The organism is Rhodococcus sp. SBT000017 (assembly GCF_003688915.1).
Taxonomy (GTDB): Bacteria; Actinomycetota; Actinomycetes; order Mycobacteriales; family Mycobacteriaceae; genus Rhodococcoides.
The window spans coordinates 23,722-48,572 of the sequence record NZ_REFU01000003.1 but is presented as its reverse complement, the minus strand read 5'-3'; the positions used below and the strand labels follow the sequence as shown (position 1 = coordinate 48,572).

Here is a 24,851-nt window from a genome sequence, read left to right as displayed (position 1 = left end):
CCGGCGATGTTCACCTTGAACGAGGACGAGCGAGCGATCAACGACACCGCTCGGGAATTCGCCGACGAGTTCCTGGCACCGAATGCCATCGAATGGGATCAGCAGAAACACTTTCCGGTCGACGTGCTGCGCAAGGCAGCGGGACTGGGAATGGGTGGCATCTACATTCGCGAGGATGTGGGTGGATCGGGTCTGACCAGAGTCGACTCGGTGCGGATTTTCGAGCAGCTGGCCACCGGTGACCCGTCCATCGCGGCATACATCTCCATTCACAACATGGTCGCCTGGATGATCGACACCTACGGCAACGACGAGCAACGGCAACGTTGGCTCCCGGGACTGTGCACGATGGACCAGCTGGGGAGCTACTGCCTCACCGAGCCGGGCGCGGGATCCGATGCAGCGATGCTCGGCACCAAGGCGGTGCGCGACGGCGACGAGTACGTGTTGGACGGCGTCAAGCAATTCATTTCCGGCGCAGGCACATCCGAGGTGTACATCGTGATGGCGCGCACCGGTGCACCAGGGCCGCGGGGCATCTCGGCGTTCATCGTGCCGAGGGACTCCGCGGGACTCTCGTTCGGAGCCAACGAGAAGAAGATGGGGTGGAATGCTCAGCCCACCCGGCAGGTGGTTCTCGAAGGCGTTCGCATTCCGGCCGAGAATCTGCTCGGCAACGAAGGCGACGGGTTCCGTATCGCGATGAACGGACTCAACGGCGGACGCATCAACATCGCCGCGTGTTCGATCGGCGGAGCGCAGTCCGCTCTCGACAAGGCCGTTGCCTACCTCTCCGAGCGCAAGGCGTTCGGCGCGCGGTTGCTCGATGCGCAGGCGCTCCAGTTCCGACTTGCCGATTTCAAGACCGAACTAGAGGCCGCCCGCACGCTGCTGTGGCGGGCCGCGGACGCGTTGCAGCACGACGCTCCGGACAAGGTCGAAATGTGCGCGATGGCTAAGCGTTTCGGAACCGATACCGGATTCGAGGTCGCCAACGGAGCGCTGCAACTGCTGGGCGGCTACGGCTACCTCAGCGAATACGGCGTCGAGAAGATAGTTCGTGACCTTCGGGTGCATCAGATTCTGGAAGGCACCAACGAGATCATGCGGGTGGTCGTCGCTCGATCGATCGTGGGTGCCGCATGAGCGACGTGATCCTCGAGGTCTCCGGCGGTATCGGTCGGATCACCTTGAACCGCCCGAAAGCCATCAACGCGCTCGATCATGCGATGGTGCGTGAGATCGCACCGGCATTGGCGCAGTGGGCAACCGACGACGCAGTCGACGTCGTTCTGCTGACCGGAGCAGGTGAGCGCGGACTGTGTGCCGGCGGCGATATCGTCTCCATCTACCACGATGCCAAGGACGGCGGCAGCGGTAGCAAGGACTTCTGGCGGGAGGAGTACATCCTCAACGCCGCGATCGCTCGGTTCCCCAAGCCGTTCGTTGCCATCATGGACGGCATCGTCATGGGCGGAGGCGTCGGGCTCTCGGCACATGCCAACACTCGCATCGTCACCGAGCGATCGAAGATCGCGATGCCCGAGGTCGGTATCGGTTTCGTTCCCGATGTGGGTGGCACATACCTGCTCTCGCGCGCACCGGGCGAGATCGGCACCCACTTCGCGCTCACCACGGCGCGGATGAATGCCGCCGACGCCATCGCGGTCGGGTTCGCCGATCACTACATCCCCTCCGACAAGCTGGAGGACTTCTACTCAGCACTCGAGACGGTCAGCGTCGGAGAGGCCGTCGCGACGTTCAGCGAGCCGGCACCGGAGTCCACAGTTGTCGGTCAGCAGGAATGGATCGACGAGTGCTACGCCGGCGACGACGTCCAGGGCATCGTGGACGCCCTGGCCGCCAGCGCAGTGCCCGAGGCGCAGAAGTCGGCGCAGGACATTGCGTCCAAATCGCCTGTGTCGTTGGCAGTGACACTGAGATCGCTGCGTCGGGCAGCGACGCTGCCGACGCTCGAGGCGGTACTCGACGAGGAATACCGCGTGTCGGTCGCGTCGCTGTCCAGCCACGACCTCGTCGAGGGAATTCGAGCACAGGTGGTCGAGAAAGACCGCAACCCGCAATGGCAACCGCGTACGTTGGCAGACGTCACGCCCGAGGACGTCGACCGGTACTTCGCACCTCTCGGGGACGCGGAGCTGGGCCTGTCGAACGCACACACAGAAGGTGAGCAGTCATGAGCGAGAAGACGATCGGCTTCATCGGCCTCGGCCACATGGGTGGACCGATGGCCGCCAATCTGGCTGCCGCCGGCTACACGGTGCAGGGCTTCGATCTGGTACCCGCGGCGCTGGAGCAGGCTACGAAGGACGGTGTCACCGTCGTGGAATCGGCCGTGGCCGCCGTCGCCGATGCCGACATCGTGATCACGATGCTGCCCAACGGCAAACTGGTACTCGGGTTGTACGCGGACCTGCTGCCTGCTGCCGCGCCGGGCACGTTGTTCATCGATTCCTCGACCATCGACGTCGCCGACGCCCACGCCGCGCACAAGCTTGTGCACGAGGCCGGCCACCGCAGTCTCGACGCGCCGGTTTCCGGCGGTGTCGGGGGCGCGGCCGCGGGAACGTTGACCTTCATGGTCGGCGGATCCGAGGAGGATTTCGCCTCTGCTGCAGCGGTTCTCGATGTCATGGGCCGCAAGGTGGTGCACTGCGGTGCGGCGGGCAACGGCCAGGCCGCCAAGATCTGCAACAACATGATCCTCGGAGTGTCGATGATCGCCATCAGTGAGGCCTTCGTGCTGGGGGAGAAGCTGGGGCTGAGCAACCAGGCACTGTTCGATGTGGCCTCGACTGCGTCCGGTCAATGCTGGGCACTGACCACGAACTGCCCGGTGCCCGGACCGGTTCCGACTAGCCCCGCCAACAACGAGTACAAGCCTGGCTTCGCTGCGGCTCTCATGGACAAGGACCTGGGTCTGGCTGCCAATGCACTGCGCGACAACGGTGTCGAGGGCGTCCTCGGCCTTCGGGCAGCCGAGTTGTACGCTCGATTCAAGGAAACGTCCGGGGGCGGCACCGATGTCGACTTCTCCGGCATCATCAACGACATCCGCGAGCGCTCGAACGGAGCAGGCCTGTGAGTGACTACGAGACAATTCTGCTCGAGCGTCGAGGACGCGTCGGCATCATCACGCTCAACCGTCCGAAGGCGTTGAACGCGCTCAACTCCGAGCTGATGCGTGAAGTCGTCTCGGTGGTCGAGGAACTCGACGCGGACTCCGACATCGGTGCAATCCTGATCACCGGCTCCGAGCGGGCCTTCGCGGCCGGGGCCGACATCAAGGAGATGCAGCCCAAGTCCTACATGGACGTGTACCTCGACGACTTCTTCGCCGCCTGGGATCGACTGGCATCGGCTCGAACACCTCTGATCGCGGCGGTTTCCGGCTACGCACTCGGCGGCGGGTGTGAACTCGCGATGCTGTGTGACGTTCTGATCGCCTCGGACACCGCGGTATTCGGACAACCCGAGATCAAGCTCGGTGTGATTCCGGGAATCGGCGGGTCGCAGCGCCTGACGCGAGCGGTGGGCAAGGCCAAGGCCATGGAGATGTGCTTGACCGGCCGCAACATGAAGGTCGAGGAAGCCGAGCGAGCAGGATTGGTCTCGCGCATCGTGCCGGTCGCCGATTTGCTCGCCGACGCCATCGCGACCGCGACCACCATCGCCGAGATGTCGCTACCGGTCGCCATGATGGCGAAGGAAGCGGTGAACCGATCGTTCGAGTTGAGCCTGCGCGAGGGGGTTCTGTTCGAGCGCCGCGTGTTTCACTCGACCTTCGCCACCGAGGATCAGAAGGAAGGCATGTCGGCCTTCATCGAGAAGCGGACGCCGAACTTCCAGCACAGATAGGGCCGGTCCGCCCTATCTGTCCGGGGACAGGAGGGCGGCCCCACGGGCCGAGACCAACTCCGGCATCGAGGGCACCAGCGTCGTCAGGCCGGTCCTCAGCTCGAGAGACCGCGCTATCGAGGTGATGTTCGCGCCGCCGCCGACCACGACGATGGACTGCGGTCGGGCACCGGACAATTCGATGGTCTGCTCCACCAGCATGCCCGCGTACCGCACCGGTCCGGCGATCAGATCGTCGAAGTCGCGTCGGGTCAGCACATGCCGTGCAGCACCGGCTGCATCGGTGGTGCTGACGACGGAGTCGACGCTCAACTGCTCCTTGATGGATCGGCTGGCGTCGATTCCGACGCGAACGCCGTTGGACGAGAGCAGCCTACGAACCGAGTGATCGAGATCGTCGCCGCAGAACGTGGCGGTGCGCCGCGTCATGAGGGTGCGAGTGGACGCGAGATCGATGACGGTGACGGTGGTTCCGGTGCTTCCGATGTCGCACAACACGGTGACGCCGTGATTGGGTACCAGCCCGATGAAACGCAGATAGCGCACTTGCGCAGCGGTTTCCGGAACGAGCGATGCCGTGCGGGCCGTGCCTCGGGTGGCGACCGAACCGGGATCGGTGGCAACCCGGTAGGCGATGGCCGAGAACTGCACCGGGAGCGACATCGTCGCGGCGATGGAGTGGATCGCATCGACGCCGGTGGCGATCGTGGTGGACAGCGACTGCCCGGGAGCGCGGCGCACCGTCCGAGACACGATGGGTGTGCGGTGGGGGCTGTCCAGATACGTCAGAATCGCGCGTGCACCGTGCGCACCCGCCCCGACCCCCAACACCAGCACCCCGCCCCGCCCTTCAGCAGATCGACTCCGCCCTGTTCCCGGTGCAATTGCACCACGAACGGTACGGGTGTGCCATTGTCTTGTGACGAGTCACCATCGAACTCAGAACGATGTGGTTATGTCATCACTGTCGAAATCGCCTGCATCCGAACGCAGTTCCGCCAGGATCCGGACGAGCGCCATCAACTTGTCACGCGCCAGCCCGGGGCGTGCGAAGACCAGCGAGTTCAGGCGCTCGGTGGCCTCGACTGCCAACGTGCGTCCCTGCTCGGTGATTTCGACCAGCGTGGTGCGCCGATCGCTCGGATGCGGGATGCGTCGAACGTATCCCACCGACTCGAGGCGATCGACAGCGTTGGTCACACTCGTGGGATGAACCTGCAGACGTGCGCTCGCCTTCGCCATCGGCAGAGCGCCGTTCTTGGTGAAGGTCAACAACGTCAGCAACTCGTAGCGCGAAAAGGTCAGTCCCGTCGGCTTCAACGCTTCCTCGACTCGGGCGAGCATGATCTGCTGCGCGCGCATCAACGACGTCACTGCTGCCATACCGTCGGCGGCCTCGGACCACCCGTGCTCGGTCCACTGGCGGTGTGCCTCTGCAATGGGATCGAGGGGAAGCGGAGACGGTGCTGGCATACCGACCATCCTCCCACGGTGTCCGGTTGTGGCGTCTACCGAATCACGACGCGAGGTACTGCCAGGGGAACCCGATCGGTGATCGCGGTCCTCGCGCGCGAGATCTGCTCTCGGGCATCGGCTGTGCGGGCGGTGTCGGCGTCGCCCGATGCCAACGCACTGTCCAGCAGCTCCAGTTGGGTCAGGACAGCGTCGACGTTCTCGGAGGAGTGTGCCGCGCGACCGACTCGCTCGGCGAGACGTATGCCTGCCTGCACCACCATCGGGCTGCCGGTGCCGTAGATCCGCACGGCATCGAGGGCATGGTCGATCAGCGACGGAACGGCGACGCGGCGAGTGATCACCCGCACGGTGCCGTCGGAGCCGCATCGAGCACGAGAGGGCATGGGGCGCTGGACGACCGCGACGAGTCCGACCGTGAGATCGTCGATGGCGTTGCGTGCCGTGTACGGATCGTTGACCCCCGTCGACAAGGCGCGCACCGCCATTTCGGTCATCTGCTCGACGGCGAAAGCGATGTCGTGCCGGGGTGTTCGACTGGTGCCGATGTCGAACGACCCTCGAACTCGCGCGAACGCATCGTCGGAGATGTCGGCCGAGCGATCGGCCAGAACATCGGCCAGCGGCTCACCGGCAACGACATGTTCACCGGGCACTCGATGGATGTCGATCAATGTGTCGGTGTCGGCAGCGATGTCCAGCAAGCCGTTTTCGTCGATGTCGATGATCACGCCGGACTCCTCGGCCAACACCGTGGTGTAGACGGGCGGCTTGACGATGCCCTCCGCCGACGCTGCATCAGCGGGTTGCTCGGGCGGGTACAGCGCGTCGACGGACTCCGACAGTTCGTCTCGGACACGGCCGGACAGCGTCGCCACCTGGATCGACTGCGCGATGTGATGGATGAAGTAGACGAGCACACCCACGTCGACCACCGCGAGCGCAACGGCAACGTTGACGGCGATGTCCGGGACGAAGACCGACCCGTCGGATTCGATCGAGCGAATCGACCGCAGCACCATCAGCGAGTACAGGAACGTGGCACCGAAGATTCCGAGCACCACCTGGTTGCCGCGATCGGCCATGAAGTTGCGCACCAGGCGGGGGCCGTACGAGGAACTGGCGGTGGCGAGAACCGAGATGGTGATGGAGAACGACGTCGCGGCCACACCGAGCATCGAGCCGCCGATGGCACCGAGGATGTCGCGGCTGCCACTGGCACCCACGTGATAGAGCAACGAGCCCGTCAGATCCACGCGAGTGTCGAGCAGATAGCGATCGAGACTCACCAGGGCCTGCGCGAGCACGAGTGCGACAACTCCGAGGACGGCGGGAATGAACCAGAACGATTCCCGCAGCTTCGCCATGTGTTCCTTCATGACGCACAGTCTTCCCGTGGGCGTCCGAATCAACCCTCGGTATTCGAATCACGGTGATCGAAACTGTGGTCCACGTCCATCCGATACGGCATCGTCATCGGTGATGCGGGTGTGGCCGAGTGGCTAGGCGCGGTCAGTTCGGACCGCGAAAACTACCTAGGCAATACATCTCAATTTCGATCGCTACGTCCGCGGCAGCAGTGCTTCGCAACGTCGACCCATGGATGCTGCCGTCGCGTAGCCAGTTCCGAGGGACTGATTCTCGGCGAGATTGTGCTGCCGACTGTGTCATGCGTTCGAGTGATTTCGCAGTGATATTCACTGTAAGTTCCCGATCAGATTCAATCGGCCTATTCCTGCGATCGCTCCTCGCAGTAATACTTGCGATGTGGCTGATGCTGAGGGTCCAGACGAGTCGGAATTCGCGGCCGCCGAGCCTTCGCTCGATGCCATGCGCGACGCGCTCGATCGACTGGACGAGACGGATGACGATTGGGCCGACTTGCAGTGGCACGTGGCCACTTTGTTGCAAGCGCGGTATCACCAAAACGCCGACGCCGACGATCTCGACGACGCCATCCTGCGCGCACGGGCGGTGGTAGCAGGGCCCAAGTCAGGCAAGCCGGAGTACTTGGCGGAGCTGGCTCTCATGTTGTGGGACAGGTTCGATCCAGACGATCTCGGTGAATATTGCAGGCTTTTCGAACTTGCGCTGGAGCAGATCGGGGAGAGTGGGGACGCAGAGTTTCGGGCAGAGTGCCAAGCCAATCTGGCTGTCGGCCTGATGAACCGACGGCCCGAGCCAACAGGTGCCGACCGCGCGCGGGCGCTGGAGCTGTTGAGGTCCGCGGCTGAATCAGGTGCGGTAGATCCAGATACCCGCCGTGGTGTGTTAACAAATCTCGCCGAAACGCTGAGTCACGCCGATGCGTCTTTGGCCGACTTGGAGGACGCCGTTCGCTACGCTAGGCAGGCGATTGACGAGAAATCGCCAGACTCGCGTGACACGGCGAACAGCTGGTCGACCCTGTCCCATGCGCTCGACGCCCTGCACGATCAGCGTCCGGATCCTGAGCTCATTGTTCAGGCCGTCGATGCCGCACACCAAGCGCTCGCGAATCTCGACGGTGACGATCCCGATTTTCCTGTACTGACCGCCACTCTCGTGGGACTGATGAGGCAACGGTTCCATCACACGACGGAGCCGAAGAATCTCGTGGAGGGGCTTCGGCTGCTTCGGCAATTTCCATCGAACGTGGTCGACGCACACCCTGACAGAGCATTCATCCTCGCAGTGTGGGCAGGCGTGGCGAGCGACCTCGCACATCACTTAGCCGACAGAAATTCAGCCCGTGAATCGCTCGATAGGTACGAGTCCGCTATCGCCGCCGCAGACCCGGTCGCTGCAGACACCGGGCGCACACTGGCGAGCTACAGTGCTGCCCTACGAGTCGCGGCGGATCTACTGTCCGATCCGGCACTGATCGACCGGGCGATCGAGCGGAGTGGCGATGCCCTGCTGCTGTTGGATCGGCCGAGTCTCTTCCGCGCGGCAGCGCTCACGACGCTGTGCACGGCGTTAAGGGACCGGTACGCGACAACTCGTTCCCTGGAGGACCTGGATCAGGCAACCACGTCCGCGTACGAGGCCGTGAGCCTCACTCCGGATACGCACCGCGAGTATCCGGCTCGCCTGACCAACCTCGCGGTCACGCTCAGCGATAACTTCGACGAACGGGCGAACCTGTCAGACCTCGACCGCGCGATAGGCCTCTACCGCGGAGCGCTCGCGTGCGAGGAATCGGTAGCAATTCGGGTTGCCGAGAGACGTAACGATCTGGCGCTTGCTCTGCGGGCTCGATTCGAGACAACTCTCGATCGAGGCGATCTCGACGAATCAATCGCGTTGTCGGAGAGAGCGGTTCAGGACACCGACAGCAATTCGGTGATGTGGCCGGGCTTCGCGAGCAACCTGGGCAACGCACTGGTAGAACGATACGAGATCACCGCATCATTGGAGGATCTCGACGCTTCAATCGAATTCTTCGCCGACGCGCTGTCCCGTGCAGGCGAACGAGTAGCCGAAATGTCTGGGTACGCCTCAAACCTAGGCCTCGCCCTGACCGCCAAGGCGCACCACACCGGACTGGTGACGAACTTCAACGAAGCTATTCGCCACCTGACTACCTCGGTCGAGGTGCTGCCGGACAACCACGCAGATGCGGCGTCCCGTCTGTCGAACCTAGGCGACGCGTACAGGCAGCGTGCGGTGTTTCGGGAGTCGGTGGGTGAGATGGAAGCCGCCCGTGCTGACATTGCAGCATCCATCGATACCTCGGAACATGGAATTGCGATCGCGGGTGACAGTGATCCCAGGCTCCTGCCAGCGCTGGCCAACCTAGCTCGCGCGCTGCGTTATTCGCGCACCCTCGACCCAGATTCTGTATCCCTCGGTGAAATCCTCGACGTTCAGCGGCGCGCTGCTGCACTCAGCGAGATTCCTGCAGCTCACAGATTCGCGCAGTCCGCGCTATGGGCGGAGGATGCCGAAGCGTACTCGGCTCCCGGCGAGGCGCTCTCGGCGCATCGTCAGGCTGTCGAACTGACGACGGAAGTCGCTTGGGTCGGTATGAGTCTCGGCGAGCGCCGCCGGTTGCTCGAACAGTTGGCGGGCGCGCTCGTCAGTGCAGTGAGATTTGCTGTTGCGCAACAGCAGTACGGCGATGCGCTTGCGTGGGCCGATCAGATCCGCTCAGTGCTGTGGCGACAGACGATGCATGTGCGGTCCGCGCAGACGGCAGTCGGTTCGGTTGATCTGTCGCCGCTCCTCGGTCTGGCCTCCGTGACAGACAGGCAAGTTCGGGAACGACGCAGATCCCTCGCTCATGACGCGGGGATGGCGCTGACGCTCGATGCCGCGGGCAGCAAGGCGTACGACTCGTTGTCCTTGCCAGGAACGCTGGTGTTGCTGATTCCTGGAGAGGAGTCGTCGACCGCGCTCCTGGTGGGTGATTCGAAGGGGTCGCGAACGGTCGAGCTGCCGCGTGTCGGGGCCGACGCGCTCGCACAGCAGACCGAGTTGTTTCGCAAGGCTGCAGCGCGTCAGACTCATTCCTCCGAATCGACATTCGGAGATGCCAGGCGTCAACGTCACGAGATATTTGATTGCCTCGGGTGGCTGTGGGATTGCGTGGCGGCGCCGATCCTCGCTGATGTGCCTGACAGCGTGGACTTGGCTCGTATCTGGTGGTCACCGATTGGTGACTTCTCGTTGCTTCCGCTGCATGCTGCCGGCCACTACCCGCGGACGTTGCAGCAGTTGGTCGAAGTCGATTCGACCGAGTGGACATGCGTCGCAGAGGGGGCGCTCAACGCGTACCTACCCACGGTCCTGGTGTCGGAGCCGAGGCGTACGACGAAAACAGATCGAAGTGATCGACGACTCCTGTACGTGGCCACCGACACCGAGGGGAACCTCGACGCCGTTCCCGAGGAGTACACCGCAATGTCGTCTGCGGTCGGCAGCGTCACAATCACCGAGCTTCTCGACACGGCCGCGACTGTGAACGCAGTGCGCGATGCGATCAACACTCACCAGTTCCTGCACGTGAGTGCGCACGGACATCTCGGCGACGACGAGACGGTGCAATCCGGATTTCGCCTGCACGACGGTGTCTTCGCCCTCGGTGAGTTCGCCGAGTGTGACGTGCCCGATGCGCAATTGGCGGTCTTCCTGACATGCGACTCCGCCACTGGTGATATCCGTCTCCCGAATGAGGCTCTCCACATGGCAGGTGCCGCTCGACAAGCCGGATTTCGGCATACCGTCGCGGCGACGATGCCGATGCGAGATTCGTCCGCAATACCCGTGGTTGCGTCGCTGTATCAGGCTCTGGATTCGGCCGAAGATTCTGCTATCGGCGACGTGGTAATTCGCGCGCTGCATGCATCGGTGGGAAATTTGCGCAAAGATCCCCGGACAGCGTTGGACCCGTTCTCTTGGGCACCATACGCCGTCTTCGGATGGGGTTGCGATGTCGACACGTGATAGCGATACGCGCGGCAAGCGAGTGTCGGAAGAATCTACCGGGATGGGGGAGTCGATGAACGAAGCAGAAGCCCTGGTGATGGCGATCGCCGAGGTGTGGGGAGGGACGGGACAGGCGCTGCTCGACATCGAGCCAGACCTGATCGACGCGTTGCGCGACCTCGAAGCTGCTCTTGAGGACGGGACGGCCGACACTGGCGAAGCCCAGCGTCGGGTCGTGAGTGTGCTGAACAGAGCCCCTGAAATTGCAGAGAATGTCGCCGAGGAGCGGCTGATTCTGCAGTTGGGTACCGAGCGCGGATCGGGTGGTGCGCTTTCCCTTCCCGTCCGGCTCAATATCGTGCCTGTCGTGTACGCCACCAACCGTGCGGCCGAGGGAAGAGAGTTCGGTGCGGACAGGGGTACCTCGGTGTCGTACGGGATCGCTCGTGTTGCAGTCAAAGACGACGCTCGTACCCGCACGTTCGACGTCAAACGCTACTTCAAGATGATTTTCGGGCGAGATGCGAAGCCGACTCTGTCCATCGATCCTTCTGATGACATTCGGAAACCGATCGAGTTGCTCGCCGGGCAGTCGAGTAAATCCGACGTTCTTGTCTTCGTTCACGGATACCGAGTCGCGTTCGAGGAAGCGCTCATTCGAGCCGCAAAACTTGTCGGTGGCTACCAGTTCCAAGGAACCGTAGTCGCATATTCCTGGCCGTCCGCAGGAAATCTCGGAGACTACGCGGCTGACAACCAGAGTGTGCTGGCAAGTGAGCCGCATTTTCTCCAGTTCCTGACCGAACTCGGTGCTGCGCTCCCTGTTGACGCTCAGGTTCATATCGTCGCCCACAGTATGGGGAATCAGCTCGTGACGACGGCGCTTAGAGGCAATCTGCCGATCAACCTTGGCCACCTCATCTTCGCTGCGCCCGATGTCGATTCCGATATTTTTGCGCACTCTGCCTACGGGTTTCCGAAGGAGGCCGAGCGGTACACGCTGTACGCATCAAGTAACGATCGGGCCCTGAAAGTATCGAATCGCGCCTGGAGCGCGCCAAGGGCAGGCAACGCCGGCGCTGATCTGCGGGTGTTCGACGGCGTGGATACTATCGATGCTTCCGAGGTCGATACCGATTTCATGGGGCATTCCTACGCTTTGGACGAGAGAACTGTCACCGCTGACGTCTTCTACCTCCTCACTCGTAATCTCGAACCCGGCCACCGTTACGGACTGAACGCGGCTTTCGATTCCAGCGGCAAACCGTACTGGGTGATGCGTGCGTGACAGCGACGCTGATGTCGAGAATCTTCTCGAGGCGACTGGACGCATTCGAGTCTTCCTGGCAGACAGGCACCGCACTGATGCACTGGATAGTCCAATCGCCACCTCTGACTCGCTTGTCGAGGTGTATCGCCCATCGGGTGAGACCGGCCTGCTCCTGAAAGCACTCACCAATCTGAGTATTGCTCTGCGCCATCCAAATTCGGCGTCTTTGAACAGAGTCATCACCTTGGCCGAGGAAGGGGTCGAGTAGGCCGAATGATGTGGATCCGTGGCTCGCTTCGCGATGAGTATCCGCAAGATCACCAGCCTGCGCACCGGGAAATCGGTGTATCAGGTCAGGTACCGAACGTCCGACGGCGAGCAGGGGACAAAGGGCGGATTCGCGACGCGCAAGGCTGCCGAGCTCTACGCGATGAGTGCGACCTACACCCCAGACAGCGCGGCCAGACAGACGACCCCAAGTCCGGCGGGGCCACGTTCCGCGAGGTTGCGGACGCGCGGCTGGCGAGCCGCGTTGCCCTCAAGCCGCGCACGCGCCAGGGATACACCTACATTCTCAACGCCGGGGCAGGCCTGGACCGCACGTTCGGTGGGTATCCGCTCAACAAGATTACGCGAGTGCTGGTAGCCGAATGGATCACTCGCCGCACTGCCGAGGGCAAGCGACCGAGCACAGTTCGTCACCAATACTTCATTCTTGAGCAGGTGCTGGACCAAGCGATTGCAGACGGACGGCCCAGCGCCAACCCCTGCGCGCACGTCACGTTGCCTACTGCGCGGACAGCTGTCGCGCCTAAGGCGTCGTCGGTCGATGGAGTTGTGGATCCGGCGCAGTTCCTCATGGCTGGCCAGGTACGGCGTTGGTCAGCGCGACTCCGTGGCCGTACATCGTCACCGTGCACGTGGCCGCGTGGACTGGCCTACGCTGCCGAGCTGCCCGGACTGCAGATTGGTGACATGGAGCTGCCGCCGGAAAACCAGCCGCACGCACGGCGCGGTGAACGTTCGTTCGTACGGTGCCCGTCAGAGACGGATCTCTCGCAGAAGGTGAACGGAAGCCAGGCCGTCGCGCTGGGAGGTAAAGCCAGAGATCGTCTACGACACGCCGAAGACGCGGGGGAGCCGTCGCCGTGTACCGCTGACCCCCGCCACCTGCGTAATGGTCCGGGACCATCTGTCGCTGCACCCGCGGGCCGACGAAGTGGAAGCGCCGCTGTTTCCCGCATGCAGCCTGCGCCCCATTAGGCCGACAGGGAAGTCCGCACCCACCCACGCGGACGGCTCGCGGATGTCACCGGCCGCGCAGGCTGCAACCGCCACAGTGAGCCAGGCCGAAGCGCGCCTGATGCTCGATTGGACCTGCCCCCTGGTGCACCGCAACTTTTACGGCGCGATGTACCGCCCTGCGGTGTTGCGGGCAAAACCTCAACGGCGCAAAGCTGCTGCCTAACTTCAGGTTTGATTCGCTGCGGCACACCTACGCCAGCTTGTGCATCGCGGCCGGGATCGCACCGTTCAAGCTCTCGAAGTTCATGGGGCACGCCAACGCGAACGTGACGTCAGGCGTGTACGCGCACCTGTTCGAGGACGACCACCCAGGCGCCATGGCCGCTCTGGGGGCATTTGGACGCCCCGCCCGCGCAGACAACGTGGTGCCCGTACGAACTAGCTAATTGAGCGTGCCGACCGTCCAGGCGTTGACGTGAGCAAGAAGAACGCGTGTCCAACCCAACTCGATGCCGTGGACTTGCCCCGGAGTAAAGACTTTCGCGTCTTTCAGGTGGATGTGACGCGTCCGCTGCGGATCTGTGATCTCGCCGGTTTCCCTTGCCCTGCGATGCTCCGCCACCTGGGTGTCAAAGAACGCCTCAGCGAACATTGCCCTGACCTTCTGCTGGCTGTCGTCTGAGCCGTCGATGTCCTCGGTCTGTCGATCGCTTCCCCACTGGTAGAAGTCTTCGACCGAGACGACAACGCCAGACATGACTGTGCCGGATAGGACAAGGGTGAGTCCCAGACCAGCTCGCGCCCTATTGGCGAAATTGGCCATCAATTGCAGGGTGAAGTCTGGATGGGTAGACCAGTCGTCAACGTTCGTCAGTTCTGGGTACTCGGAGATTGTCGGCTCGTCAGAGTTGTCTGCAGGTTCCGGGGAATCGCTCATTGAGTGATTGTGTCACCGGCTACCGACAGTCGGCCCGTTCGACAGGCAGGTCGCTGCAAACCGCTCAGTGCGAGCCTTGTGACGACGAGCGGACATGATGGGTAAACCAACCGAGTGCGGTCAACCTGACTACTTTGAATCGTAGATCGTCTTCCGTGCCAACGGTCTCGGCGAGATTAAGCTTCTCAAGGATGCGCACGCGGTACCGAACCTTCTGGGCGTAGGTGCTGGGGTCATCGGCCAACTGCGCGGCGGGGATCGCGCCTCCGTTTTTAACCAGCTCATCGAAGACTTCTTGCGCAGCGGCAGTCATTTGAGTAGCGATATTGCCATAATCGGCCTGCTCCTCGATCCATGATTCGACGGGATTGATGGGTGTGGGCTTACCGTCTTCTGAAAGCTCGAAAAGCCACAGTGCTATGTCCTGCGCATGCTTGAAAGTGTCCCGCAGGTTCTTGCCTGCGATTGCGTAAAGCTGTTGAAATTGTTTCGGATTGACAGGAGCAGTTGCCCCTTCGCTTGCCGCATAATAGTTGATTCGCTTTTCGATTAGCGACGATAGATATTCGTCGGTGACTGGTTCAAGTTGAATCGGATTGGCCACCTTACCGGATAGCCGTGGAACGCTCACGGCAGTCTTGACAATCCCGGTCGCTCCAACTAGTACCCAGCGAATTCCCGGTAGCTTGAAGGCTGTGTCGCGCAACTGGTCCAAGCATTCACGTGCTGAACCGGCAGTTCGGAGAAGTTCGAGATTATCGACTACTCCGACCAGCGATCCCGTTTTGTCCTCAGGAAAGCATTCCCGGAGGAGATACGTTATATGTTCCTCGAACCCTGATTCCGAAAATCCACTTGTGGAGTTCGGTGACGGCGTCGCTTTTCCAGCTGACAGTGGGGCAATTCCGACCGACCCGCCTTTGAAGACCGGGTTGTTGACCCAAGATCGAAGATCATTGAGGTTCGGTAAAGGGTGTCCACAATTTCGAAAGGTCGTCTCATGCCGGAGTAACGCCTGGGCTATCTCGAACAATATCTTTCGCGTCAGCGATTGGGTGTCCGCTTCAAATTGTATGGTTTTGTTCAAGGGAACAATCAGCTCGGATCTCGCAGCGAGGCGAACTTGCATTGCACGGTACGCGGCAACTCCCGCGAGGCTTGTCTTTCCAACGCCTACCGGACCTTCGAGCGTGGCAATTTGAGTGGACGAGTACCACCGTCGCTGCAACTTCCGCACCTCGGCGTCGCGTCCAATTAGCAGTTCGTCGCCCTCAGAGTCGGGCTTCAACTCTTCCGTGCCATATGGGTTCTTTCTGAACCCGAATGTCGGCCAGATATTTAGGGCTGTATCCACCCCCAGAGTCTGACACAAATCCGGCCTTCGCTCACGATTCCAGCCGTGCGACGCAGCGTTCGGTTGTCTGTTCTGGCGGCCGTTTGTGGAGGTACGGCGGAGGTACCGTTTACTTCAGGCGCTTCGTATTCGGACTTGCTCAAGCCTCTGGCCTGCGGAGACGTCACGGCGGCGACTTCCGCCACGAGGCGGTGCTGTTCCTGCGTTAGTCGTGCGCGGGTTGTCTCAACCGGCCTGCAAAGCCGTTTACACGGGTTCGAATCCCGTCGCTCGCTCGTGTCGATCGAGGCCGGCCGCCGACGGCCGGTCTCGATTCGTTTCCCATCAGGCGAGCAGAGTTGGCTTTCGTGCCACGGTGACGGCCCAGTCCGCGTCGGCGCGCCAGGGCCGCAGATCCCACGTCGCGAATCGGTGCTCGAGGACGAAACCGACCGCCGCCAGGTCCTCGTCGAGCATGTCGACGGTGTACTCGCGATCGGTGGCGAATCCGGTGACGAACACCCCGCCGTCGGTCAGGTGGGCCCAGATACGTTGGAGCGCTGCGCGTTCGGTGCCGGGCTTCATGAAGACCAGTACGTTGCCCGCTGCCACGGCCGCGTCGAACGTCCGTCCCAGATCGAGCGTCGTCAGATCGGCGACATGCACGTCGAGTTCCGGGTGTGCTCGCGCGGCCTCGGCCAGAACCGGATCGAGATCCACTGCGGTGACACGGTGTCCGCGTCGGGCCAACTCCACCCCGAGTCGGCCGGTGCCGCATCCGGCATCGAGGATGCTCGACGCGGGGGAGACCACCGCGTCGACCATGCGGGCCTCGCCGTGCAGATCCACGCCGCGCTCGGCCAGGCGGTCGAATCGCTCGATGTACCGCGCGGAATCGTCTGCGGAGTTCTCGGCTTGCCAGCGTGTGGTCACCCCGCCAGGGTAGGTCAGGTCAGTTGTTCGAGGGCCGACTGGGCTTCGGCGACCCGGGCGCGGGCCGACTCGACTGCTTCCGCCGCCGACTTCGCCTGTACGACACTGGCCTCGATTGCTTCCCGCGCAGCCTGCTCTGCGACTCTGGCGACCTCCAGCTCGGCCTCGATCCGCTCTACTTCCGCTGCAGCGCTGCGTAATTCGGACGCCGTTCGTTCGGTGTCGACCTGGGCTTCGTCGGCTTCGGTTCGGGCGGTATCGAGATCGGATTCGGCCGAGTCGAGTTCGGCGAGCAGTCGGTTCCGCTCGGCTTCGTCGGCTTTCTCTCGGTCGTCCTCGACCTCCGGAGACGCTGGGTAGTCATCGTCGTCATCGTCGTCGGGCGGGTCGGGAACGAGGGAGAGCAGCGCAGGCCCGAAGCCGCTGTACGTTTCGGCCACCACGGTTCTGCCGGTACGGACGCGGTCGCGTATCTCGGCATCGGCCATCGCCGCGTTCAGGGTGTTGGCGATCTCGCGGGCAGCGTTGTCGCCGACGGTCGCGCCGAGGCCGCGTCCCAGCGAGACTGCTCGATCGGTCAGGGCGCGTATAGAAGTGCTTCGAGCAGTGGACAATTCACGCAGTCGGGGTCCGTCGCCGCGCTGCTGGGCTCGTTCGAGTTGCTCACCCAGATCGAACAGTTCCGCTAGCGCCGATTCGTCTCGCCGAGCGAGTGTGTTCACCAACCACGCCACGACCGTGGGCTTGCGGAGGGCACCGATGCGGGTGGCACCGGCTTTGTCGCCGGCTTTCTTGAACCGGGCGACATATCCGGCACGATGCGAGACGAAATCGGCGGGAGGGAGTGAGTACAAATCGTCGACGATGGTCTCGACTCGGGGGAGATTCTCGGACATCGAAGTCCACCGTCTCGTTCGAGCAGTCACCGTACGACGGTGACGTGCGTGAAAGATGTGTGCCCCCGGCAGGATTCGAACCTGCGGCCTTTCGCTCCGGAGGCGAACGCTCTATCCCCTGAGCTACGGGGGCGCACCGGACGAACCGGTGTGCCTGTTGGGCTGTACGAAAGACTAGCGCATGTGCGACGGGAGTCGAAATCACCCCTCGGGCAGCGGCTGCGCACCCTTCTCGGCGAGCATCTGCTTCATCAGCGTCGACTCGCTGGTCTGAGTGGCAACCATGGACTGAGCCAGATTGATCACCGCAGGCGACTGCGCGTGAGTCTGCGCGTACTCCATCATCGCCAAGCCGCCCTCGTGGTGGCGCAGCATGAGTTGGAGGAACATCACGTCGACGTCCGAGCCGGTGGCTTGGCGAAGCGCGGCGAGTTCGGTCGAATTGGCCATGCCCGGCATGGCCCGGGTGGGATCCGAGGATCCGGGATCCATGGACATCCCGCTCATCGAGTGACCGTGCGAGTCGTCCTCGGCCATCCAGGTCATGTACCCGTCGGTCGAGATCGGTGCTCGGTCCCACAGGGCCAGCCAGCCCTGCATCTGTCCCACCTGGTTCTGCTGCGAGGTGAGCATGTCGAACGCCAGGTTCTTGACGGCCTGATCGGTGGCGTTGGTCAACGCCACCGCGGCCATCTCGATGGCCTGGTTGTGGTGCACGGTCATGTCCTGAGCGAAGCCGACATCGACCGAGTCCGCGGCGGGCGAAGAGTTGTCGTCCCGGAACGGGCTCTGCACCAGGAAGCCCAGGGCGAAGCCGATGGCCAGGACGGCAATCAACGCCAACGCCACCAGGGCGGTGCGCTGACTCGGCTTGGTCGCGGACGTGGTGGCTGCCGCGTCCTCGGTCGGTGTCGGGTCGGTCATCAGTTGGTGGGGATCTGGAGATCGCTCGGCAGCTGCATTCCGCCGGCCCCGCCGGTCTCGCTGGCGTCGGGAGTGATCCCGGCACCGTCCATCGGCACCGCGTCCGGGCCGGGCGCGGAGGCGTCGAACAGCGGCGGGTTGTCGGGATCGAAGCCGTCGCCGGTGGTGTTCGGGACGGACGCGCAGGACGCACCGACCTCCGGGTAGGCGAAGCGATTGAGTCGCAGTGCAGAGATGAACTGGCTGATGCGTTCGTCGTCCACGCTGTCCAACTTGAGCTGGTGGCCCCAGGACTGCAGCGAGACCGGGGAGTCGAGACCGGGGTACGGCGACATCATCATTTGCGTTTCGCCGTCGACGCGATCGGCAAGGGTCTGGACCTGGTCCGCATTCAGATCGTCGGGGTTGTAGGTGACCCAGACGGCACCGTGCTCGAGGGAGTGCACCGCATTCTCGGTACGAATGGCCTCGGGATAGACGATTCCCGTGCAGGTGGCCCACACGGCATCGTGCGGTCCACCGAACGGCGGCGACTGGTCGTAGGCGACTCGCTGCGTGCGCCCGACGTGCAGAGCGGCCGGGTACTCCTGCATCGTCACGCCCTCGATGCCGGTCGATGGATCCTGATTGGCCTCGCTGGGCTCGAACTTCTGCGCCTCGGCTCGGTCCTGGTACTTCGGATACAGATTGATCCCGAGGCCGGCAACGAGACCGACGACAACGACGACACCGGCAACCGTCAGCCAGGGAATCTGCCTGCCCGTGGCAGTGGGCACGCCGCCCTTCTTCTTGCGAGCTGACTTCTTGTTGGCTGCATTGATGGCTTTGTCTGCCTTCGCAGCCGACTTGTTCTGACTGCCTTTGTCGGGACCCGTTGGCATCGCTGTAGTTGCTCTCTCAGTCGAGGAAAGGTGGTGGTCGGTTGCGCTGGTGCTGCGTATCTGCTGGTGACGGCAACATTGGATGAGCGTCGGCGCAGAGCGCCCTCACTGTACGTTCTCTGCCTGAGAGCGTGCTCAGAGCCTGCGCGGACCGCGTCGGCCGAGGCTGCTCGCGGGCAGACGGGCAGTGGATGCGAGGACGCCGCGCACCAGCCAATAGGATAGCTACCTGTGACTCCCGCCGATCTTGCCGAACTGCTTCACGCGACCGCCGCGAAGGTGCTTGCCGACCGTGGCCTGGATGCATCCGTCCTCCCTGCGAAGCTGACCGTCGAGCGTCCCCGCAATCCCGAGCACGGCGACTACGCGACCAACGTGGCACTCCAGGTCGCTAAGAAGGCCGGAGCCAATCCTCGCGACTTCGCCGGCTGGCTGGCCGAGGCTCTTGCCGCCGACGCCGCCATCGCCGAGGCCGACGTCGCAGGCCCCGGATTCCTGAACATCAGACTGGCCGCTGCAGCGCAGGGCGAGATCGTTGCCCGGGTGCTCGCGGCAGGTTCGGCATTCGGCAACGGGTCCTCGATGGCTGGCAAGAAGGTCAATCTCGAGTTCGTCTCGGCCAACCCGACCGGTCCGGTTCACCTCGGCGGTACCCGGTGGGCAGCCGTCGGCGATGCACTCGGCCGCATCCTGTCCGCCCACGGGGCAGAGGTCACCCGCGAGTACTTCTTCAACGATCACGGCGCTCAGATCGCGCGCTTCACTCACTCGCTCATCGCCGCAGCGAAGGGTGAGCCTGCACCCGACAACGGCTACGCGGGCGAATACATCGCCGACATCGCAGCGCACGTGCTCGCCGAGCGACCCGATGCGCTCGCGTTGGACACCGAGGCGCAGGAAGAGGCGTTCCGGTCCATCGGCACCGAGTTGATGTTCGATCGGATCAAGGCGAACCTGCACGAGTTCGGCGTCGACTTCGACGTCTACTTCCACGAGAACTCGCTGTTCGAGTCCGGAGCCGTCGACAAGTCGGTCGAATACCTCAAGACCTCGGGGAGCCTCTACGAGGAAGACGGGGCCTGGTGGCTGCGGTCCACCGACTTCGGTGACGACAAGGATCGCGTCGTCATCAAGAGCGATGGCAACGCCGCCTACATCGCCGGCGACATCGCGTACTTCCAGAACAAGCGGCAGCGCGGCTTCGATCTGTGCATCTACATGCTCGGAGCAGATCACCACGGATACATCGGGCGGCTCAAGGCCGCCGCGGCGGCGTTCGGAGACGACCCCGAGACCGTCGAGGTCCTCATCGGCCAGATGGTCAACCTCGTCCGCGACGGCGTTGCGGTGAAGATGAGCAAGCGTGCCGGAACCGTCATCACCCTCGACGACCTGGTCGAAGCCATCGGCGTCGACGCCTCCCGGTACGTCATGATCCGTTCGTCCGTCGACTCCAGCATCGACATCGACCTCGCGCTGTGGGCGAGTGCGAGCAACGAGAATCCGGTGTACTACGTCCAGTACGCCCACGCCCGGCTGGCCTCGCTCGCGCGCAACGCCGCCGAACTGGGAGTCAGCGCGCACCAGCCGGATCTGAGCCTGCTCACCCACGAGCAGGAAGGCGAGCTGATTAGGACGATCGGCGAGTACCCACGAGTGGTGGCCAGTGCCGCCGAACTACGCGAACCACACCGGATCGCCCGCTACCTCGAAGAGCTGGCGGGGGCCTACCACCGTTTCTACGGTGCGTGTCGAGTACTTCCACAAGGAGACGAGGAGCCCGGACCTGTGAACACTGCACGACTGGCGTTGGGGAACGCGACCCGGCAGGTCCTGGCCAACGGCCTCGAACTGCTCGGGGTCAGCGCACCGGAGCGAATGTGAGCGCACATCCGGCGGGACCCAAGCATGCCGATGCCCCCGCGAAAGAGTCGATGTCCCATCGCCCGGCCGACGCGTCGGAGATGACGGCGCTGCCCGAGCAGGTGTGGCCCCGCAACGCCGAGCGCGGTGAGGACGGCACCGTCCGTCTCGCCGGAGTGTCGGTCACCGATCTCGCGGAGCAGTACGGCACACCGTTGTTCGTCATCGACGAGGACGACTTCCGTTCGCGCTGCCGTGAAATGGCCGCCGCATTCGGGGCACCCGAACGAGTGCACTACGCCTCCAAGGCTTTCCTGTGCGGTGAGGTCGCACGCTGGGTCGCCGACGAAGGGCTCTCACTCGACATCTGCTCCGGAGGCGAGTTGGCCATCGCATTGGCCGCCGGATTCCCGGCTGATCGAATTGCCATGCACGGCAACAACAAATCGGTCGCCGAGCTCGAGGCGGGCGTGCGCGCAGGCGTCGAGCATGTGGTTCTCGACTCCAACATCGAGATCGACCGTCTCGACGGTGTCGCCGGCGCAGCCGGTGTGGTGCAGGACGTTCTGATTCGCATCACCGTCGGGGTCGAAGCGCATACGCACGAGTTCATCGCCACCGCGCACGAGGATCAGAAATTCGGATTCTCGCTCGCCGACGGCTCTGCGCTCGACGCTGTTCGGCGTGTGTTCGCTGCCGACAACCTTCGCCTCGTGGGACTGCACAGTCACATCGGTTCGCAGATATTCGAGGTCGACGGCTTCGAGCTGGCGGCGCACAAGGTGATCGGGCTGCTGCGAGACATCGTCTCGGAGTTCGGCGTCGACAAGACCGCACAGATCTCGACTCTGGATCTCGGTGGCGGCATGGGTATTTCGTACGTGCCGAGTGACGATCCGCCCCCGGTGGAGCAGCTCGCGGCGAAGTTGACCGCTATCGTGGAGACGGAGTCCGCCGCAGTGGGACTGCCTGTTCCGACGATCGCCGTCGAGCCCGGCCGCGCCATCGCCGGACCGGGCACTGTCACGCTCTACGAGGTCGGCACGATCAAGGATGTCACCGTCGACAAGTCGACGCGCAGGCGCTACATCAGCGTCGACGGCGGCATGAGCGACAACATTCGCACCTCGCTGTACCAGGCCGAATACGACTGTCGATTGGTCTCGCGCTCGAGCGATGCCGATGCCGTCGTGGCTCGGGTGGTCGGAAAGCATTGCGAGAGCGGCGACATCGTCATCAAGAACACATGGATGCCGGCAGACGTCGGGCCGGGTGACCTGCTCGCGGTAGCGGCCACCGGGGCCTACTGCTACTCCATGTCCAGTCGCTACAACCTGCTGACGCGGCCCGCTGTGGTTGCGGTCAAGGACGGGCACTCGCGCCTGATCCTGCGGCGGGAAACCATCGAAGATCTGCTCAGCTTGGAGGTTCAGCCATGACATCGAAGCCGATAGGCGTCGCCGTACTCGGACTCGGAAACGTCGGTAGCGAGGTCGTCCGCATCCTCACCGAGAACGCCGAGGACTTCGAGGCCAGAATCGGTGCGCCACTGGCGATTCGAGGCATCGCTGTGCGTCGAGTCGACGGCGATCGTGGAGTACCGGCCGAGCTGCTCACCGACGACCCGGCAGAACTGGTCGGCCGCGACGACGTCGACATCGTCGTCGAGGTACTCGGCGGCATCGACATTCCCCGCAAGCTGGTGCTGTCTGCTCTGGAGAAGGGCAAGTCCGTCATCACGGCCAACAAGGCCCTGCTGGCCGAGTACACCGGAGAGCTCGCCGACGCGGCCGAGAAGTCCCGTGCCGACCTGTATTTCGAGGCCGCCGTGGCCGGAGCCATTCCCGTGGTTCGTCCGCTGATGCAGTCTCTCGCGGGTGACCGCGTGAACAAGGTTGCCGGCATCGTCAACGGCACCACCAACTTCATCCTCTCCGCCATGGACGAGACCGGCGCGGACTACGCCGAAACCCTCGCCGAGGCAGGGCGTCTGGGCTACGCCGAGGCCGATCCGACCGCTGACGTCGAAGGCTACGACGCTGCATCGAAGGCTGCCATCCTGGCGTCCATCGCATTCCACACGCGGGTCACTGCCGGTGACGTCTATCGCGAGGGAATCAGCAAAATCACCTCGGACGATCTCGAAACCGCGAAATCCTTGGACTGCACCATCAAGCTGTTGGCGATCTGCGAGCGGATCGTCACGCCCAAGGGCAAGGAGCGGATCTCCGCTCGGGTCTACCCCGCGCTCGTTCCGCTGAACCACCCGTTGGCATCGGTGAACGGTGCGTTCAACGCCGTGGTCGTCGAAGCAGAGGCCGCCGGTCGCCTGATGTTCTACGGCCAAGGTGCAGGCGGTGCGCCGACCGCGTCCGCAGTACTCGGCGACCTGGTGATGGCCGCACGCAACAAGTTCTACGGCGGACGGGGCCCCCTCGAATCCAAGTACGCCAAGCTCAAGGTGGCCCCCATGGGTGACATCCTCACTCGCTACTACGTCAGCATGCAGGTCGCGGACAAGCCGGGCGTTCTCGCCACGGTGGCGGCCGAGTTCTCCAAGCGCGACGTCAGCATCTCCACGGTGCGGCAGCAGGGTTCGGGTGACGGAGCCAGGCTCGTCGTCGTCACGCACCTCGCGGCCGACTCCGCACTGTCCGACACCGTTGCATCCCTCGAGCAGCTCGACGTCGTCGTCAACGTCGCCAGCGTTCTCCGATTGGAAGGCACCACCGTATGAGCGTCCACACCCCCTGGCCCGGTCTGATCGAGGCGTACCGCTCGCGTCTGGCGATCGGCCCGGATTGGAAGACCGTCACGTTGCGCGAGGGCGGCACCCCGCTGTTGCCGGCCGGGCACCTGTCCGAACTGACCGGGTGCACAGTGCATCTGAAGGTCGAGGGACTCAACCCCACCGGCTCCTTCAAGGACCGCGGGATGACCATGGCCGTCACCGACGCGCTCGCCCGAGGCCAGGAAGCCGTTCTCTGCGCCTCGACCGGCAACACCTCGGCCTCCGCGGCCGCCTATGCGGCCAAGGCCGGAATGAGCTGTGCCGTACTGGTTCCGCAGGGCAAGATCGCCATGGGCAAGCTCGCTCAGGCAGTCATGCACGGAGCCAAGATCATTCAGGTGCAGGGCAACTTCGACGATTGCCTCGAACTGGCCCGCAAGACCACGGCCGAGTTCCCGACCATCGGTCTGGTCAACTCCGTGAACCCCGTCCGCATCGAAGGCCAGAAGACCGCGGCCTTCGAGATCTGCGACGCCCTCGGCGACGCACCGGACATCCATGCACTGCCGGTCGGCAACGCAGGCAACATCACCGCGTACTGGCGCGGCTACTCGGAGTACTTCCGTGACGGTCTCACCACGCGCAAGCCGCGGATGCTCGGAGTCCAGGCCGCAGGCGCCGCTCCTCTGGTTCACGGTGCGCCGGTGAAGGATCCGGAAACGATCGCCACCGCGATCCGGATCGGCTCGCCCGCATCCTGGAACGGTGCCGTCAACGCCAAGGAAGAATCGAACGGAGCATTCCGCGCAGCGACCGACGAGGAAATCCTCGAGGCGTACCGATTGATCGCGAAGACCGAGGGCGTGTTCGTCGAGCCCGCCTCCGCGGCCAGCGTCGCCGGTCTGCTCGCAGCTCGGAAGGAAGGCTGGCTGGAACCGGGCCTGACCGTCGTGTGCACGGTCACCGGAAACGGCCTCAAGGATCCCGACACAGCGCTGTCGGGAATGCCTGTCGTAGAACCCATCTCGGTCGATCCCGTCGCTGTCGCGGCTGCGCTCGAGCTGGCCTGAGTTGACG

General features: G+C 63.6%; 20 protein-coding genes and 2 tRNA genes. 12 read left to right on the top strand and 10 right to left on the bottom strand.

The window, feature by feature from the left end; translation table 11 throughout:
- Window positions 1–6: 6 nt before the first annotated feature.
- The 4 genes from AYK61_RS25530 to AYK61_RS25515 are packed head-to-tail and all read left to right on the top strand — an operon-like array spanning window position 7 to window position 3,879.
- Entirely contained in the window at window positions 7–1,146 is a 1,140-nt protein-coding gene (locus AYK61_RS25530) for an isobutyryl-CoA dehydrogenase (RefSeq protein ID WP_121873677.1), read from the top strand.
- Entirely contained in the window at window positions 1,143–2,201 is a 1,059-nt protein-coding gene (locus AYK61_RS25525) for an enoyl-CoA hydratase/isomerase family protein (protein WP_121873676.1), read from the top strand. The genes AYK61_RS25530 and AYK61_RS25525 overlap by 4 nt, the downstream gene beginning before the upstream one ends.
- A complete protein-coding gene (mmsB, locus tag AYK61_RS25520) occupies window positions 2,198–3,106 on the top strand; it encodes a 3-hydroxyisobutyrate dehydrogenase (RefSeq protein WP_121873675.1) in 909 nt (302 codons plus the stop codon). Before AYK61_RS25525 ends, mmsB begins: the two co-directional genes overlap by 4 nt.
- Window positions 3,103–3,879 carry an enoyl-CoA hydratase gene (locus AYK61_RS25515; RefSeq protein ID WP_121873674.1) on the top strand — a complete coding sequence of 259 codons (777 nt, stop codon included), beginning with the start codon at window positions 3,103–3,105 and terminating at the stop codon, window positions 3,877–3,879. The genes mmsB and AYK61_RS25515 overlap by 4 nt, the downstream gene beginning before the upstream one ends.
- A gap of 12 nt (window positions 3,880–3,891) precedes the next feature.
- Here the strand turns inward: AYK61_RS25515 and AYK61_RS25510 are convergent, their stop codons facing one another.
- The 3 genes from AYK61_RS25510 to AYK61_RS25500 all read right to left on the bottom strand — a co-directional run bounded on the left by AYK61_RS25510 (window position 3,892) and on the right by AYK61_RS25500 (window position 6,731).
- Entirely contained in the window at window positions 3,892–4,716 is an 825-nt protein-coding gene (locus tag AYK61_RS25510; protein WP_121873673.1) for a hypothetical protein, read from the bottom strand.
- 102 nt (window positions 4,717–4,818) lie between these two features.
- On the bottom strand, window positions 4,819–5,352 hold the full coding sequence (locus AYK61_RS25505) for a MarR family winged helix-turn-helix transcriptional regulator (RefSeq protein ID WP_121873715.1): 534 nt from the start codon (window positions 5,350–5,352) through the stop codon (window positions 4,819–4,821).
- Between the two features lie 35 nt (window positions 5,353–5,387).
- Window positions 5,388–6,731, bottom strand: coding sequence for a DUF2254 domain-containing protein (locus AYK61_RS25500; protein WP_121873672.1), 1,344 nt, complete (start codon window positions 6,729–6,731; stop codon window positions 5,388–5,390).
- Window positions 6,732–7,119: 388 nt separating this feature from the next.
- On the opposite strand from AYK61_RS25500, the gene AYK61_RS25495 reads away from it, so the two are divergent.
- From AYK61_RS25495 to AYK61_RS25485, 3 genes are read left to right on the top strand one after another with little or no spacing between them, the layout of a single operon-like run.
- The gene (locus AYK61_RS25495) at window positions 7,120–10,779 is read left to right on the top strand and encodes a CHAT domain-containing protein (RefSeq protein ID WP_121873671.1); all 3,660 of its coding nucleotides are present in this window, start codon (window positions 7,120–7,122) and stop codon (window positions 10,777–10,779) included.
- Window positions 10,780–10,834: 55 nt separating this feature from the next.
- On the top strand, window positions 10,835–12,049 hold the full coding sequence (locus AYK61_RS25490) for an alpha/beta hydrolase (protein ID WP_183130559.1): 1,215 nt from the start codon (window positions 10,835–10,837) through the stop codon (window positions 12,047–12,049).
- The gene (locus tag AYK61_RS25485) at window positions 12,042–12,299 is read left to right on the top strand and encodes a hypothetical protein (protein WP_121873669.1); all 258 of its coding nucleotides are present in this window, start codon (window positions 12,042–12,044) and stop codon (window positions 12,297–12,299) included. Before AYK61_RS25490 ends, AYK61_RS25485 begins: the two co-directional genes overlap by 8 nt.
- Before the next feature lie 1,419 nt (window positions 12,300–13,718).
- Here the strand turns inward: AYK61_RS25485 and AYK61_RS25475 are convergent.
- Both AYK61_RS25475 and AYK61_RS27120 read right to left on the bottom strand, forming a co-directional pair.
- Window positions 13,719–14,213: a hypothetical protein gene (locus AYK61_RS25475; RefSeq protein WP_121873668.1), complete on the bottom strand. Its 495-nt coding sequence runs from the start codon at window positions 14,211–14,213 to the stop codon at window positions 13,719–13,721.
- 64 nt (window positions 14,214–14,277) lie between these two features.
- Window positions 14,278–15,567: an ATP-binding protein gene (locus tag AYK61_RS27120; RefSeq protein ID WP_147458406.1), complete on the bottom strand. Its 1,290-nt coding sequence runs from the start codon at window positions 15,565–15,567 to the stop codon at window positions 14,278–14,280.
- A 215-nt stretch (window positions 15,568–15,782) separates the two neighbouring features.
- Between AYK61_RS27120 and AYK61_RS27500 the strand changes: the two genes are divergently transcribed.
- Window positions 15,783–15,842: transfer RNA gene (locus AYK61_RS27500), tRNA-OTHER, on the top strand.
- 49 nt (window positions 15,843–15,891) lie between these two features.
- Here AYK61_RS27500 and AYK61_RS25465 read toward each other — a convergent pair.
- The 5 genes from AYK61_RS25465 to AYK61_RS25445 form a co-directional block, all read right to left on the bottom strand.
- Window positions 15,892–16,479 carry a class I SAM-dependent methyltransferase gene (locus tag AYK61_RS25465; RefSeq protein ID WP_121873666.1) on the bottom strand — a complete coding sequence of 196 codons (588 nt, stop codon included), beginning with the start codon at window positions 16,477–16,479 and terminating at the stop codon, window positions 15,892–15,894.
- 14 nt (window positions 16,480–16,493) lie between these two features.
- Entirely contained in the window at window positions 16,494–17,375 is an 882-nt protein-coding gene (locus AYK61_RS25460; protein WP_121873665.1) for a hypothetical protein, read from the bottom strand.
- A gap of 60 nt (window positions 17,376–17,435) precedes the next feature.
- Window positions 17,436–17,508: transfer RNA gene (locus AYK61_RS25455), tRNA-Arg, on the bottom strand.
- Window positions 17,509–17,576: 68 nt separating this feature from the next.
- Window positions 17,577–18,299 (bottom strand): DUF305 domain-containing protein, encoded by a 723-nt coding sequence (locus AYK61_RS25450; protein WP_121873664.1) that lies wholly within the window; start codon window positions 18,297–18,299, stop codon window positions 17,577–17,579.
- Window positions 18,299–19,180, bottom strand: a complete 882-nt coding sequence (locus AYK61_RS25445) for a DUF3105 domain-containing protein (RefSeq protein ID WP_121873663.1) — start codon at window positions 19,178–19,180, stop codon at window positions 18,299–18,301. Before AYK61_RS25445 ends, AYK61_RS25450 begins: the two co-directional genes overlap by 1 nt.
- Window positions 19,181–19,411: 231 nt before the next feature.
- Between AYK61_RS25445 and argS the strand changes: the two genes are divergently transcribed.
- The 4 genes from argS to thrC are packed head-to-tail and all read left to right on the top strand — an operon-like array spanning window position 19,412 to window position 24,844.
- The gene (argS, locus tag AYK61_RS25440; protein WP_121873662.1) at window positions 19,412–21,064 is read left to right on the top strand and encodes an arginine--tRNA ligase; all 1,653 of its coding nucleotides are present in this window, start codon (window positions 19,412–19,414) and stop codon (window positions 21,062–21,064) included.
- Window positions 21,061–22,482, top strand: a complete 1,422-nt coding sequence (gene lysA / locus AYK61_RS25435) for a diaminopimelate decarboxylase (RefSeq protein WP_121873661.1) — start codon at window positions 21,061–21,063, stop codon at window positions 22,480–22,482. Before argS ends, lysA begins: the two co-directional genes overlap by 4 nt.
- The gene (locus tag AYK61_RS25430; protein WP_121873660.1) at window positions 22,479–23,780 is read left to right on the top strand and encodes a homoserine dehydrogenase; all 1,302 of its coding nucleotides are present in this window, start codon (window positions 22,479–22,481) and stop codon (window positions 23,778–23,780) included. Before lysA ends, AYK61_RS25430 begins: the two co-directional genes overlap by 4 nt.
- Window positions 23,777–24,844, top strand: a complete 1,068-nt coding sequence (gene thrC, locus AYK61_RS25425; protein WP_027497914.1) for a threonine synthase — start codon at window positions 23,777–23,779, stop codon at window positions 24,842–24,844. Before AYK61_RS25430 ends, thrC begins: the two co-directional genes overlap by 4 nt.
- The last annotated feature ends 7 nt before the right edge of the window (window positions 24,845–24,851 follow it).

Excerpts from the sequence above, each read along its gene's own strand:
- AYK61_RS25450 (WP_121873664.1), bottom strand. The coding sequence starts at position 18,299 with ATGACCGACCCGACACCGACCGAGGACGCGGCAGCCACCACGTCCGCG.
- thrC (WP_027497914.1), top strand. The coding sequence starts at position 23,777 with ATGAGCGTCCACACCCCCTGGCCCGGTCTGATCGAGGCGTACCGCTCG.
- AYK61_RS25530 (WP_121873677.1), top strand. The coding sequence starts at position 7 with ATGTTCACCTTGAACGAGGACGAGCGAGCGATCAACGACACCGCTCGG.
- AYK61_RS25460 (WP_121873665.1), bottom strand. The coding sequence starts at position 17,375 with ATGTCCGAGAATCTCCCCCGAGTCGAGACCATCGTCGACGATTTGTAC.
- AYK61_RS25500 (WP_121873672.1), bottom strand. The coding sequence starts at position 6,731 with ATGAAGGAACACATGGCGAAGCTGCGGGAATCGTTCTGGTTCATTCCC.
- AYK61_RS25430 (WP_121873660.1), top strand. The coding sequence starts at position 22,479 with ATGACATCGAAGCCGATAGGCGTCGCCGTACTCGGACTCGGAAACGTC.
- AYK61_RS25525 (WP_121873676.1), top strand. The coding sequence starts at position 1,143 with ATGAGCGACGTGATCCTCGAGGTCTCCGGCGGTATCGGTCGGATCACC.
- AYK61_RS25505 (WP_121873715.1), bottom strand. The coding sequence starts at position 5,352 with ATGCCAGCACCGTCTCCGCTTCCCCTCGATCCCATTGCAGAGGCACAC.
- mmsB (WP_121873675.1), top strand. The coding sequence starts at position 2,198 with ATGAGCGAGAAGACGATCGGCTTCATCGGCCTCGGCCACATGGGTGGA.
- AYK61_RS25475 (WP_121873668.1), bottom strand. The coding sequence starts at position 14,213 with ATGAGCGATTCCCCGGAACCTGCAGACAACTCTGACGAGCCGACAATC.
- AYK61_RS25490 (WP_183130559.1), top strand. The coding sequence starts at position 10,835 with ATGAACGAAGCAGAAGCCCTGGTGATGGCGATCGCCGAGGTGTGGGGA.
- AYK61_RS25445 (WP_121873663.1), bottom strand. The coding sequence starts at position 19,180 with ATGCCAACGGGTCCCGACAAAGGCAGTCAGAACAAGTCGGCTGCGAAG.